Raw genomic sequence first — 13,695 nt, 5'->3', positions numbered from 1 at the left:
GCGGCCCCGGTGCCGCCCCCGCTCCTTTTCACCTGTAGGACCCCCGTCTTCACCTATAACACCCCCGTCAATTTCAGGAGTTCTTCGAATGTGCGGTATTGCAGGGTGGGTCGACTTCGCGCGCCCCGTGGACCGGGACGTCGCGCGGGCCATGACGGACACGATGGCCCGCCGGGGCCCGGACGCGGAAGGCGTCTGGATCGCGGACCACGTCGCCCTGGGCCACCGGCGCCTCTCCGTCATCGACCTGGAGGGCGGCTGCCAGCCGATGACGTCGGGTGAGACGCCGGGCTCGCGCGCCGCGCTCACCTACAGCGGCGAGACCTACAACTTCCAGGAACTCCGCTCCCAGTTGGTCTCCCTGGGGCACAGCTTCACCACGCGCAGCGACACCGAGGTCGTCCTGCGGGCCTACCTCCAGTGGGGTCCCGCGCTGGCCACCCGGCTCGAAGGCATCTACGCCTTCGCGGTCTGGGACCAGGACAAGGAGGAGCTGCTGCTCGTCCGGGACCGGATGGGCGTGAAGCCGCTGTACTACGCGGAGACCCCGTCCGGTGTGCTCTTCGGTTCCGAGCCCAAGGCCATCCTCGCCCACCCCGCCTTCAAGGCCGTCCTGGACGCCGAAGGGCTGCGGGACATCCTCTCGGTGGCCAAGGTCCCCGGCCACGCGATCTTCCGCGGTATGCGGGAGGTCCCGGCCGGCTGCACCGTGCGCGTCAACCGGGCGGGCCTCACCGAGGACCGGTACTGGCAGCTGGAGGTCGCCGAGCACACCGACTCGCTGGAGCGGACCATCCACACGGTGCGCGAGCTGCTCGAATCGGTCGTGGAGCAGCAGATGGTCTCCGACGTACCGCTGTGCACCCTGCTCTCGGGCGGACTCGACTCCAGCTCCCTGACCGCACTCGCCGCCCAGGTGAGCCGCGCCAAGGGCCAGGGGCGTATCCGGTCCTGCTCGGTGAGCGACCCGGACCTGGACGGAACGGCCGGCGAAGGGGCCAACGAGGACCACATCTACGCCCGGCTGCTGGCCGAGCACGTCGGCTCCCTCCACAGCGAGTTGCCTCTGCGGGCGCCCGACCTGCTCGACCCGGCCCTGCGGTCCTCCGTCCTGAAGGCCTACGACCTCCCGATCGCGAAGGGCGACGAACACGCCTCCCTGCACCTGCTGTTCGGCATCGTCCGGCAGCACTCGACGGTGGCGCTCTCCGGGGAGTGCGGCGACGAGGTGTTCGGCGGCTACCGCTGGCAGCGCCAGGAGGACGTGGTGCTCTCCTCCACGTTCCCCTGGGTGTACGAGGGGCGCGGGAACTACCAGGGCAACGACGTCGTCTTCACTCCGGACCTGCTCGCCAAGCTGGACCTGGACACCTACGAGCGCGACTGCCACAGCGCGGCGGTGGCCGAGATCTCCGCGGGCGACCGCATCGCCGACCCCACCGAGGCCCGCTACCGGGAGGTCACCTACCTCGCCCTCACCCGCCACGCCCAGGTGCTGTTCGACCGCAAGGACCGCATGAGCATGGCCTGCGGTCTGGAGGTCCGGGTGCCCTTCGCGGACCACCGCCTCGTCGAGTACACCTTCAACGTGCCCTGGGCGATGAAGAGCTTCGACGGCCGGGAGAAGAGCCTGCTGCGGGCGGCGATGAAGGACCTGCTGCCCGAGGCGGTCGCCCAGCGCATCAAGACGCCCTACCCCTCCATCAGGGCGGACGCCTACAACCGGACACTCCGCGAGCGCCTGGCGGCGATGATCCTCGACGGATCGAGCCCGCTCGCCCCGCTCCTGTCACCCGCCACGGAAGCGCGGGTACGCAACCAGGGGCGGCGGCGCTGGAGGACGGCATGAGCCGGGCGGCCCTGGAGACCACCCTGCAACTCGACGACTGGCTGCGCACCTACGACGTCGACGTCGTGCTCTGACGCGAACCGTCGAACCGCGCATCCCGCTCGCTCGGCCCGCCCCGGCGGTCGTGACCCCGACACCGGGCCACGACCGCCGGGGCGGGTCCCGTCAGGGGCCGGCCCCGGCGGAAGCGCCGCTCACCCCGCCAGCTCCCACACCAGCAGCTCCGCCGCCCCCGCCCCCTCCACCGCGAACGCCTCCAGTCCCTCGGCACCGACTGCCCGGGCCGCGTCACCGGGTCCCAACTCCTCACCTTCCAGGGCGACTCGGCCCCGCACCACATGCACATACAGGCGCGCCGCGTCCGGCAGGGCGGTGCGCTCGCCCTCCGTCAGCCGCCGTACGTGCAGCACCGCACCGGAGGCGGGCAGGGCGTACGAGGCGGCCGGGTCCGCGAGGCCGGGGGTGACCGTGTACGAGGGGGTGCCGCCGGACTCCAGGGGGGCCAGCCACATCTGGAGAAAGGTCAACGGGGTGTCGCCGTCGTTGCGTTCGACGTGGCGGACTCCGGCGGCGGCGCTCAGGTGGGCGAGGTCTCCGGCCCGTACGACGGTGGAGCGGCCGGTCGAATCTCGGTGGGTCAGCTCGCCCTCGACCACCCAGGTGACGATCTCCGTATGGCTGTGCGGATGTTCGTCGAAGCCCGCGCCGGGGGCGAGGCGCTCCTCGTTGCAGGCCAGGATCGGGCCGAAGCGCAGGTTGTCGGGGTCGTAGAAGGAGCCGAAGGAGAGGGCGTGCCGGGTCTCGATGCCGGCGTCCGGCTCGCCGCCCCGGTAGCGGTCCTCGGACCTGTGTACGGAAATCACCCGGCCACGGTAGCCGGGCGAGCGGTCATGCGGTGGCCCCGTCCAGAGGCGAAGGCCGCCGGTCTGCACAGTCACGCGATGGCCCCCGTCCAGGGACGGAGGCCGCTGGTCCGGGCGGTGACACGGTGGTCCCGTCCAGAGGCGAAGGCCGCTGGTCCGGGCGGTCCCGTACCCACCGGTACGGCGGACCGTCGCCCCGCCCCACCGATCCACCGGCCCGATAAGGCAATCTTGTCCTCGTGCCCCGACCCGATCCTGAGCAGCCCGCCGCCCACGACGCCCACCTGCATGCCGCGACCCTGAAACGGCTGGAGCAGTCCTCCGGCCGACTGGCCGCGAACGCGATTGCCCGTATGGACGAATCGCTGCCGTGGTACCGGGCGATGCCCCCGGAGAACCGGTCCTGGATCGGCCTGGTCGCCCAGGCCGGTATCGCGGCGTTCACCGAGTGGTTCCGGCATCCGGAGACCCCGCAGGCCATCTCCACCGATGTGTTCGGCACGGCCCCGCGTGAGCTGACACGAGCGATCACGCTGCGGCAGACCGTCGAGATGGTGCGGACGACGATCGAGGTCATGGAGGCCGCGATCGAGGAGGTGGCGGCGCCGGGCGACGAGTCGGTGCTGCGGGAGGCGCTGCTCGTCTACGCGCGGGAGATCGCCTTCGCCACCGCCCAGGTCTACGCCCAGGCCGCCGAGGCCCGGGGCGCCTGGGACGCGCGGCTGGAGTCGCTGGTGGTGAACGCGGTGCTCTCCGGCGAGGCGGACGAGGGGGCGGTCTCCCGGGCCGCCGCGCTCGGCTGGAACTCGCCCGAGCACGTCTGCGTCATCCTCGGCACCGCGCCCGACGGGGACAGCGAGCTGACCGTGGAGGCGATCCGGCGGGCCGCCCGCCACGCCAAGCTCCAGGTCCTCACCGGGGTGCTCGGCAACCGGCTCGTCGTCATCGCGGGCGGCAGCGACAACCCGCTCCAGGTGGCGAAGGGCCTGATCGGGCCGTACGCGGCCGGGCCGGTGGTCGCCGGACCCGTCGTGCCGGACCTGCTGGCCGCCACCCGGTCCGCGCAGGCGGCGGCCGCCGGGCTCAAGGCGTGCCTGGCGTGGCAGGACGCGCCGCGCCCGGTGCTTGCGGACGATCTCCTGCCGGAGCGCGCGATGGCCGGGGACCCGGCGGCGCGGGAGCAGTTGGTGGAGGAGATCTACAGACCGCTGGAGGAAGCCGGCTCCGCGCTGCTGGAGACGCTGAGTGTCTATCTGGAGCAGGCGAGCAGTCTGGAGGGGGCGGCGCGGATGCTTTTCGTGCATCCCAACACCGTGCGCTACCGGCTGCGACGTGTGACCGACGTCACCGGATGGTCACCCTCCGATGTCCGCTCCGCGTTCACCCTGCGGATCGCCCTGATTCTGGGGCGCTTGGCCGCGGCGGATCAGCAGTCCTAGACTTTTGTTGGACTCCAACAATTCCCCTGACGGTTCTTCGTCCCTGTCCCCACGGGCGGCCGGAGCCGTCCACAAGAGAGAGTGTGAGGGTGCTCGTACTCGTCGCTCCCGGCCAAGGCGCTCAGACGCCCGGCTTCCTGACTCCCTGGCTCGACCTCCCCGGTGCCGCCGACCGCATCGCGGCCTGGTCCGACGCCATCGGGCTCGACCTTGCCCACTACGGCACGCAGGCCGACGCGGACGCGATCCGCGACACGGCCGTGGCCCAGCCGCTCCTGGTCGCCGCCGGACTGCTCTCGGCGACCGCCCTGGACGCCGCTTCCCCTGACGTCGTCGCAGGTCACAGCGTCGGTGAGATCACCGCCGCGGCGATCGCCGACGTCTTCGACGACGAGGCGGCGCTCCGCTTCGTCCGCACCCGGGGGCTCGGCATGGCCGAGGCCGCCGCGGTCACCGAGACCGGTATGGCGGCCCTGCTCGGCGGCGACCCCGCCGTCACGGTCCCGCACCTGGAGAAGCTCGGCCTCACCCCCGCCAACGTCAACGGGGGCGGCCAGATCGTCGCCGCCGGCACCGCGGCCCAGCTCGCCGCCCTGGAGGCCGACAAGCCCGAGGGCGTGCGCCGGGTCGTCGCGCTGAAGGTGGCCGGCGCGTTCCACACGCACCACATGGCCCCGGCCGTGGAGAAGCTGCGCGCGGCCGTCGGGGACCTCACGGTCACCGATCCGACCGTGAAGTACGTGTCCAACGCCGACGGCCACACCGTCGCCACCGGCACCGAGGTCGTCGCCCGGCTGGTCGGCCAGGTCGCCAACCCGGTCCGCTGGGACCTGTGCATGGAGACCTTCCAGAAGCTCGGCGTCACCGCGCTGGTCGAGCTGAGCCCCGGCGGGACCCTCACCGGGCTCGCCAAGCGGGCCCTGCCCGGCGTTCAGACGCTCGCGCTCAAGACACCCGACGACCTCGACGCGGCCCGCGCGCTCATCTCCGAGCACGCAGGCGCCTAAGGAGCCCGAGAGCATGTCGAAGATCAAGCCCAGCAAGGGCGCCCCGTACGCGCGCATCCTCGGGGTCGGCGGCTACCGCCCGACCCGGGTCGTGCCGAACGAGGTGATCCTCGAGAAGATCGACTCCTCCGACGAGTGGATCCGCTCCCGCTCCGGCATCGTCACCCGCCACTGGGCCTCCGACGAGGAGACCGTGGCCGCGATGTCGATCGAGGCGTCCGGCAAGGCCATCGCCGACGCGGGCATCACGCCCGAGCAGATCGGCGCGGTCATCGTCTCGACCGTCTCGCACTTCAAGCAGACCCCGGCCGTCGCCACCGAGATCGCGCACAGGATCGGCGCGGGCAAGCCCGCCGCCTTCGACATCTCGGCCGGCTGCGCGGGCTTCGGCTACGGCCTCACCCTCGCCAAGGGCATGATCGTCGAGGGCTCGGCGGAGCACGTCCTCGTCATCGGCGTGGAGCGGCTCAGCGACCTGACCGACCTGGAGGACCGCGCGACGGCCTTCCTCTTCGGTGACGGCGCGGGCGCGGTCGTCGTCGGCCCCTCCCAGGAGCCGGCCATCGGCCCGACCGTCTGGGGCTCCGAGGGCGACAAGTCCGAGACCATCAAGCAGACGGTGGCCTGGAACGACCTGCACATCGGTGACGTCTCCAAGCTGCCGCTCGACTCCAAGGGCGAGATCAAGTTCCCGGCCATCACCCAGGAGGGCCAGGCGGTCTTCCGCTGGGCCGTCTTCGAGATGGCGAAGGTCGCCCAGCAGGCGCTGGACGCGGCCGGGATCGCCCCGGAGGACCTGGACGTCTTCATCCCGCACCAGGCCAACATGCGGATCATCGACTCGATGGTGAAGACCCTGAAGCTGCCGGAGCACGTCACGGTCGCCCGTGACATCGAGTCCACCGGCAACACGTCCGCCGCCTCGATCCCGCTCGCGATGGAGCGGCTCCTGGCGACCGGTCAGGCGAAGAGCGGCGACACCGCGCTCGTCATCGGCTTCGGGGCGGGTCTCGTCTACGCCGCGACGGTCGTTACCCTCCCCTAGGCAACACCGGACCTTCCGGTCCGTGCGTACGAACACCGAATAAACCCACCGAAGGAGCGCCAAGATGGCCGCCACGCAGGAAGAGATCGTCGCCGGTCTCGCCGAGATCGTCAACGAGATCGCCGGGATCCCGGTCGAGGACGTCCAGCTGGACAAGTCCTTCACCGACGACCTGGACGTCGACTCGCTGTCCATGGTCGAGGTCGTCGTCGCCGCCGAGGAGCGCTTCGACGTCAAGATCCCCGACGAGGACGTCAAGAACCTCAAGACGGTCGGCGACGCTGCCGACTACATCCTGAAGCACCAGGGCTGATCCCAGCCCGGCTGTGTCGCCACCCGGCGGTGGCGCCGCTGATTCACGACCCTCTACACGTGGAGAAGATTTTCCAGTGAACTCGACCAATCGCACCGTGGTCGTCACCGGTATCGGCGCAACCACTCCGCTGGGTGGCGACTCCGCATCGACCTGGGAAGGTCTGATGGCCGGCCGGTCCGGCGTCAAGCCTCTCGAAGGCGAGCGCTTCGCCGAACTGCCCGTCCGGATCGCCGCCCTCGCGGCCGTCGACCCGAACGACGTACTCCCCCGCCCGCTCGCCCGCAAGCTGGACCGCTCGGCGCAGTTCGCGCTGATCGCGGCCCGCGAGGCCTGGGCGGACGCGGGCTTCACCGCCAAGGCCGGCGAGGACGAGTCCATCGCCCCCGAGCGGCTCGGCTCGGTCATCGCCTCCGGCATCGGCGGCGTGATCACCCTGCTCGACCAGTACGACGTGCTGAAGGAGAAGGGCGTACGCCGCGTCTCCCCGCACACCGTTCCCATGCTCATGCCCAACGGCCCGGCGGCCAACGTCGGCCTGGAGGTCAACGCCCAGGCCGGTGTCCACACGCCGGTCTCGGCCTGCGCGTCCGGCGCCGAGGCCATCGGGTACGCCGTCGAGATGATCCGCACCGGCCGGGCCGACGTGGTCGTGGCGGGCGGCACCGAGGCGGCGATCCACCCGCTGCCGATCGCGGCCTTCGCCAACATGATGGCGATGTCCAAGAGCAACGACGAGCCGGAGAAGGCCTCGCGCCCGTACGACACGGCCCGGGACGGCTTCGTCCTCGGTGAGGGCGCGGGCGTCGTCATCCTGGAGTCGGCCGAGCACGCCGCCAAGCGCGGCGCCAAGGTCTACTGCGAGGTGCTGGGCCAGGGCCTGTCGGCCGACTCCCACCACATCGCGCAGCCCGAGCCGACCGGGCGCGGGATCGCCGCCGCCATGCAGAACCTGCTGGACACCAGCGACCTCAAGCCGTCCGAGGTGGTCCACCTCAACGCGCACGCCACGTCGACGCCGCAGGGTGACATCGCGGAGATCAAGGCGCTGCGGAAGGTACTGGGCGACGACCTGGACCATGTCGCGATCTCGGCGACGAAGTCGATGACGGGTCACCTGCTGGGTGGCGCGGGCGGTATCGAGACCGTCGCGACGGTGCTCGCGCTGCACCACCGCACCGCGCCGCCGACCCTCAACGTGGACGACCTCGACGAGGCGATCGACGCGGACATCGTGCGCGGGGAGCCCCGGCCGCTGCCCGAGGGGCCGATCGCGGCGATCAACAACTCGTTCGGGTTCGGCGGGCACAACGTGGTGCTGGCGTTCCGGTCCGTGTGACGGGGCGGCCGTCCGCCTGACTCTGTACGTCGTGAAGCCCGCTTCCCGAGGTTCTGGGAGGCGGGCTTCCGCGTGCGCGGGGCGTTTCGGGGCGCTGCCCCGGTCCCCGCTCCTCAATCGCCGGAGGGGCTTGATTCTGCCCCCGCCGGGGAGTTGGGTCAGGCCGCTAGACGACCTGGTGCAGCCAGCGGACCGGGGCGCCCTCGCCCGCGTGGCGGAAGGACTCCAGCTCGTCGTCCCACGGCTTGCCGAGCAGGGAGGCGATCTCCGCCTCCAGGTCGCTCTCGCCCCGCGTCGAGCGGGCCAGCGCGGCACGCAGCCGGTCCTCGGGGATCAGGATGTCGCCGTGCATGCCGGTGACGGCGTGGAAGATGCCGAGGCCGGGGGTGGAGCTGTAGCGCTCGCCCTCGGCGGTGGGGCACGGCTCGGCGGTCACCTCGAAGCGGAGCATGTCCCAGCCGCGCAGGGCCGAGGCGAGCTGCGAGGCGGTACCGGCGCGGCCCTTCCAGGAGAATTCGGACCGCCAGGTGCCGGGCGCGGCCGGCTGTCTGATCCAGTCCAGCTGGACCCGCACACCGAGGACGCCCGCCACTGCCCATTCGACATGTGGGCACAGCGCGCGCGGTGCGGAGTGAACGTACAGGACTCCACGTGTCGTCACCGGAACCTCCCGTGTGGGACGAGGTACGCCTTCCCCAGCGGCCTCGCGTCCGTACCGTCTCTTTCCGGACCGTCTCTTTCCGGCCAGGGCCCGAGGTTGTCATCAGTAAACAGCATCGGGAGTTAATCTCCTGAAAAGGGACAGTGTGTGACGTGACGTAATGTACCGGAGCCACCCGCCCCGGCGAGGGCGGAAGCGGTGCCGCTGGTTCGACGGGGAAAAGCTACCGTGCGCAGGGGCCGTCCGTGTGACGTACCGTCGGTCCCGGGCCCCTGATTCGCCCGCTTTCACCCGCCAGGGCGCGCACGCCCGCGACCTGGGGATCGTGGGCGTGCCGGGGGCATGACCAGAGGCATAAACCAGGGGTTGACCGGAGGGGATCAGCGAGATGGCGGAGCGTGCGACACGCCCTCGGATGCGCGGGGCCGGAGCGGTGGCCGTCGCGCTGTCGTTCGTGGGCGTCGCCGCGCTCGCCGGGTGCGCCGGTGAGGGACCGGGGGACGGTCCGGGTGACGGCGTGTCACGGAACGCGGCGGCCCCCTCGCCCGGAGCCTCGTCCTCCGCACCCCCGCCGCCCTCCCCCACGTCCGCCTCCGGCTGGAATCCGAACCCCGGGTCCGTCGCGGCCGTCGGGGACTCCATCACCCGGGGCTTCGACGCCTGCTCGATGCTGGCGGACTGCCCCGAGGTGTCCTGGGCGACCGGCAGCGACCGCCTGGTGCGCAGCGTCGCCGTACGGCTGCTCGGGGAGACGAAGGCGGCCGGCCGCAGCTGGAACCACGCGGTGTCCGGGGCCCGGATGGTGCAGCTGCCGGAGCAGATGGCGCTGGCGGCGAAGGAGCGGCCCGAGCTGGTCACGGTGATGATCGGCGCGAACGACGCCTGCCGGGACTCGGTGCGGCTGATGACACCGGTCGAGGACTTCCGGGCGTCGTTCGAGGCGTCGATGCGGCAGCTGCGGGCCGGGGCGCCGAAGGCCCAGGTGTACGTGGCCAGCGTGCCGGACCTGAAGCGGCTCTGGTCGACCGGGCGGACCAACGAGACCGGCAAGCGGATCTGGGAGCTGGGGGTCTGCCGGTCCATGCTGGCCGACGCCGACGACCTGGGCCCGGCCGCCGTGGCCCGGCGGGAGGCCGTGCAGGAGCGGGTGGTGGCGTACAACAAGGTGCTGCGGGACGTCTGTGCGAAGGACCGGTACTGCCGGTACGACGGCGGGGCGGTCTTCGGCTTCCGCTTCACGGGCGCGCAGCTCAGCCCGTGGGACTGGTTCCACCCGAGCCGGGACGGGCAGGCCCGGCTGGCGGAGATCGCGTACCGCAACATCACGGCGGCCGAGCCGCCCGCGTAGGCCGACGCCTCCCCACCGTGCGAGGCCGACGGGAGGCGCGCGCCCGGTGCGCGGCCCGTCGCACGGCCCGACGGGTGGCGCGACCCCGGTGTCCCCGTTCACCATGGGGAGCGTGACGTGCCCGTCGGCGACCGAGGGTGGTTGATCATGACGACAGTGGAGCAGAGGCCCGGCGTCCCGGAGTCGGAGGACACCGCCCCGCTCGTCTCGCCGGTCAACTCCCACAACGAGTGGGACCCGCTGGAGGAGATCATCGTCGGGCGGCTCGACGACGCCACGATCCCCTCCAGCCACCCGGTGGTCTCCTGCAACATCCCGCCGTGGGCGGCCCGCTTCCAGGGGCTGGCGGCCGGCTACAAGTACCCGCGCCGGCTGATCGAGCCCGCCCAGGAGGAGCTGGACGGATTCGTCTCGCTGCTCGGCTCGCTGGGCGTCACCGTCACCCGTCCGGACGCAGTGGACCACCGGCAGCGGTTCTCCACCCCCGGCTGGACCTCACGGGGGTTCTGCAACACCTGCCCGCGCGACAGCATGCTGGTCATCGGTGACGAGATCATCGAGACCCCGATGGCCTGGCCGTGCCGGTACTTCGAGACGCACTCCTACCGCCGGATCCTGAAGGACTACTTCCGGCGCGGGGCCCGCTGGACCTCCGCGCCGAAGCCGCAGCTCACCGACGAGCTGTTCGAGCAGGAGTTCCGGACGCCGAAGAAGGATGAGCCGATGCGGTACATCCTCACCGAGTTCGAGCCGGTCTTCGACGCGGCGGACTTCGTCCGGGCCGGGCGCGACCTGTTCGTCACGCGCTCCAACGTCACCAACGCCATGGGCATCGAGTGGCTGCGCCGCCACCTCGGTCCCGGCTACCGCATCCACGAGATCGAGAGCCGCTGCCGTACGCCCATGCACATCGACACGACGTTCCTGGTGCTCGCGCCCGGGAAGGCGCTGGTCAACCCCGAGTACATCGACGTCGACCGGCTGCCGCCCGTCCTGGACTCCTGGGACATCCTGGTCGCCCCCGAGCCCGAGCCCGTCAAGGACCTGGTGCTCCGGACGGCCTCGATGTGCGGGAAGTGGCTCAGCATGAACATCCTCATGGTCGACGAGACGCGGGTCATCGCGGAGCGCCACCACACGGGGATGCTGCGCGCGCTCGAAGGGTGGGGCTTCGAGCCCATCCCGTGCGACCTGATGCACTACGCGCCGTTCGGCGGCTCCTTCCACTGCGCGACGCTGGACGTGCGGCGGCGCGGAACGCTGGAGTCCTACTTCGACTGACTGTCGGTGACCTCCACCGTGGTGGTCGCGCGGACGTCGGCCAGGGAGCGGGCCGCCTGGACGGTGTAGGTGCCGGGGACGGTCGTCCAGCCGTACGCCTCCTCGTCCCAGACCTGGTACGCGCGCGGCTCGACGGGGACGGTCACCTCCACGGTCTCGCCGGGCGCCGCGGTGACCCGGGCGAAGCCGGCGAGCCAGCGGGCGGGGCGCTCGGGGGCGTCCGGGGCCAGTTCCGGGGCCAGGTAGATCTGGACGGTGTCGCCTCCGGGGCGGGGGCCGGTGTTCCGGACGCTCACGGTGACCGTGTCGGGGGTGGCGGTGACGGTGTCGTACGCCCAGGTCGTGTAGCCGAGGCCGTGTCCGAAGGCGTACGCGGGGACCGTACCGGCCTTCTCCCAGGCGCGGTAGCCGATGAAGATGCCTTCGGTGTACGGGAGTTCGCCGCCCGTGGGCGTGGTGGCGGTGACCGGGGCGTCGGCGAGGACGGCGGGCCAGGTGGTGGGGAGGCGGCCGCCCGGCTCCTCCGCCCCGGTGAGCACGTCCGCGAGCGCGTGGCCCGCCTCCTGGCCGGGGAACCAGGTCAGCAGGACCGCGGCGACCTCGTCCCGCCAGGGCAGCTCCACCGGGGAGCCGGAGTTGACGACGACGACCGTACGGGGGTTGGCGGCGGCGACCGCGTGGACCAGGGCGTCCTGGTGGCCGGGGAGGCGCAGGTCGGTGCGGTCGAACCCTTCGGACTCGACGCGCTCCGTGGTGCCGACGACCACGATCGCGGTGTCCGCTTCCCGGGCCGCCGCCACGGCCTCCGCGATCAGTTCGTCCGGGTCGCGGCGGGGGGCGAGGTGGACGAGCGAGAAGGCGACGCCCTGGAGGGGGTGGCCGGTGCCGGGGCCGGGGCGGTGGCTGAGGGAGACCCGGACGGAGGTGCCCTCGGTGAGGGTGAGGCGGCCGCGCTCGACCGGTTCATTGAAGAAGGCGCCGAGCGGGTCGGTGCCGGGGGCGCGGTCCTGGGTGCCCTCGTAGAGGGGGTGGTCGTCGACGGTGAGGGCGAAGGAGCCGGTGCCCCGGGTGCCGAAGGTGTGCTCACCGCTCTCGCGCGGGGTGAAGGTGCCGGTGATCTCGACGGTATCCAGGGTGTCGTGGGTGACGCCCTCGGGCAGGTCGGCGCCGATCCACTGGATCTGGCCGCCGGGGAGCGGGACGGTGGCAAGGACGGCCCCCTCGGCGTCCCGGCAGACGGCGGTGAGCTCGAACCCGGCGTCGGCGGTGGCGAGTTCGCCGCTGGGGTCGGCGCCGACGGAGTAGGTCAGGGCGCCTTCGGGGAGGGCGGCGGTCAGCCCGTCGAGCGGGGAGACCACATGGTCGGGGAAGACCAGGGCCGAGCCGCCGCCGAGCACCCGGGCGTCCCGGGCCAGGGCACCGGAGAGGGCGACGGTGGCGCCGGGGGCGAGGGGCAGGGCGGCGGCCCCGTCACGTACTCCTTCTCCTTCGCGCGCCTCGTCCCGTACCCCCTCGCGTGCCTCGTTGCGTACGAGCACGAAGGAGCGGCGGGCGATCTCGCGGGCCAGCGCTTCGCCGTCCACGGGTGCGGGGAGGTCGGCGGGGGCCACGGCGGGCGGGGCGGACTCCAGGGCTCCGGTGCGGGCGGCGAGCAGCAGGACGTTCCGTACGGCGAGGTCGACGAGCTTCTCGTCCACCTCCCCGGCCCGGACGGCGGCGGCCAGCTCCTCGCCGTAGACCGTGCGCGGGCCGGGCATCGCGACGTCCAGGCCGCCGGTGAGCGCGCCGACGGTGGAACGGGCGGCGAGCCAGTCGGAGACGATGAAGCCGTCGAAGCCCCATTCGGCGCGCAGCACGGCGTTCTGGAGGTAGCGGTGTTCGGTCATGGTCGAGCCGTTGACCTGGTTGTAGGCGGCCATGATGCCCCAGGGGTGGGCGTTCCTGACGATCCGCTCGAAGGGGGCCAGGTACAGCTCGCGCAGGGGGCGCGGGGCGACCACGTTGTCGACGGTGAAGCGGTCGGTCTCGGCGTCGTTGGCCACGAAGTGCTTGACGGTGGTGCCGACCCCGCCGTCCTGGACGCCCCGGACATAGCCGGTGCCGATCTCGCCGGTGAGATACGGGTCCTCGCTGTACGCCTCGAAGTGGCGGCCGCCGAGCGGGGTGCGGTGCAGGTTGACGGTCGGGGCGAGCAGCACGTGGACGCCCTTGCGGCGGGCCTCCTGGGCGAGGAGGCGCCCGGCACGGCGGGCGAGCGCGGGGTCCCAGGTGGCGGCGAGGGCGGTGGGTGAGGGCAGCGCGACGGAGGGGTCGGCGGCGGTCCAGCGGACGCCCCGGACGCCGATCGGGCCGTCCGACATCACCAGGGAGCGCAGGCCGATCGCGGGCAGGGCAGGCAGCGACCAGAGGTCCTGACCGGCCAGCAGGCGCGCCTTGTCGTCGAGGCCGAGGGCGGCGAGGGCCGTGTCGACGGCGGTCCGGCGGAGGGCCTCGGAGTTGCTGGTGCTGGACGCGGCTGCCACGGCCGTACCTCCTGGTCGAGTCCGGTGG

10 protein-coding genes and 1 pseudogene are annotated in these 13,695 nt (G+C 72.2%); 8 read left to right on the top strand and 3 right to left on the bottom strand.

What is annotated here, in order from left to right; translation table 11 throughout:
- The first annotated feature begins 88 nt into the window (after positions 1–88).
- A pseudogene (gene asnB, locus DJ476_RS24910) lies at positions 89–1,923 on the top strand (asparagine synthase (glutamine-hydrolyzing)).
- A 120-nt stretch (positions 1,924–2,043) separates the two neighbouring features.
- On the opposite strand, the gene DJ476_RS24905 reads toward asnB, so the two are convergent.
- Positions 2,044–2,712, bottom strand: a complete 669-nt coding sequence (locus DJ476_RS24905; protein ID WP_112491611.1) for a pirin family protein — start codon at positions 2,710–2,712, stop codon at positions 2,044–2,046.
- Between the two features lie 239 nt (positions 2,713–2,951).
- On the opposite strand from DJ476_RS24905, the gene DJ476_RS24900 reads away from it, so the two are divergent.
- The 5 genes from DJ476_RS24900 (at position 2,952) to fabF (ending at position 7,855) form a co-directional block, all read left to right on the top strand.
- Positions 2,952–4,151 (top strand): PucR family transcriptional regulator, encoded by a 1,200-nt coding sequence (locus DJ476_RS24900; protein ID WP_053561394.1) that lies wholly within the window; start codon positions 2,952–2,954, stop codon positions 4,149–4,151.
- A gap of 89 nt (positions 4,152–4,240) precedes the next feature.
- Complete coding sequence (locus DJ476_RS24895) at positions 4,241–5,158, top strand: ACP S-malonyltransferase (RefSeq protein ID WP_112491610.1); 918 nt, start codon at positions 4,241–4,243, stop codon at positions 5,156–5,158.
- 13 nt (positions 5,159–5,171) lie between these two features.
- Positions 5,172–6,203, top strand: a complete 1,032-nt coding sequence (locus DJ476_RS24890; protein ID WP_112491609.1) for a ketoacyl-ACP synthase III — start codon at positions 5,172–5,174, stop codon at positions 6,201–6,203.
- Between the two features lie 64 nt (positions 6,204–6,267).
- Positions 6,268–6,516 carry an acyl carrier protein gene (locus tag DJ476_RS24885; RefSeq protein ID WP_018486956.1) on the top strand — a complete coding sequence of 83 codons (249 nt, stop codon included), beginning with the start codon at positions 6,268–6,270 and terminating at the stop codon, positions 6,514–6,516.
- Between the two features lie 76 nt (positions 6,517–6,592).
- Positions 6,593–7,855, top strand: a complete 1,263-nt coding sequence (fabF, locus tag DJ476_RS24880; RefSeq protein ID WP_070203950.1) for a beta-ketoacyl-ACP synthase II — start codon at positions 6,593–6,595, stop codon at positions 7,853–7,855.
- 166 nt (positions 7,856–8,021) lie between these two features.
- Here fabF and DJ476_RS24875 read toward each other — a convergent pair whose 3' ends face one another.
- The gene (locus DJ476_RS24875) at positions 8,022–8,516 is read right to left on the bottom strand and encodes a DUF3145 domain-containing protein (RefSeq protein ID WP_053561392.1); all 495 of its coding nucleotides are present in this window, start codon (positions 8,514–8,516) and stop codon (positions 8,022–8,024) included.
- A 388-nt stretch (positions 8,517–8,904) separates the two neighbouring features.
- Between DJ476_RS24875 and DJ476_RS24870 the strand changes: the two genes are divergently transcribed.
- Positions 8,905–9,864, top strand: coding sequence for an SGNH/GDSL hydrolase family protein (locus tag DJ476_RS24870; protein WP_112491608.1), 960 nt, complete (start codon positions 8,905–8,907; stop codon positions 9,862–9,864).
- A 147-nt stretch (positions 9,865–10,011) separates the two neighbouring features.
- Positions 10,012–11,145 (top strand): amidinotransferase, encoded by a 1,134-nt coding sequence (locus tag DJ476_RS24865; protein ID WP_103416385.1) that lies wholly within the window; start codon positions 10,012–10,014, stop codon positions 11,143–11,145.
- On the opposite strand, the gene DJ476_RS24860 is transcribed toward DJ476_RS24865, so the two are convergent.
- Positions 11,133–13,667, bottom strand: a complete 2,535-nt coding sequence (locus DJ476_RS24860; protein WP_112491607.1) for a glycoside hydrolase family 3 protein — start codon at positions 13,665–13,667, stop codon at positions 11,133–11,135. The two genes, DJ476_RS24865 and DJ476_RS24860, sit on opposite strands and share 13 nt — an antisense overlap.
- Positions 13,668–13,695: the final 28 nt, after the last annotated feature.

Origin of the sequence: Streptomyces bacillaris, assembly GCF_003268675.1 — a bacterium.
GTDB lineage: Bacteria > Actinomycetota > Actinomycetes > Streptomycetales > Streptomycetaceae > Streptomyces > Streptomyces bacillaris.
The sequence above is the reverse complement of the archived record's forward strand: the minus strand, read 5'-3'. Positions and strand labels throughout refer to the sequence as shown.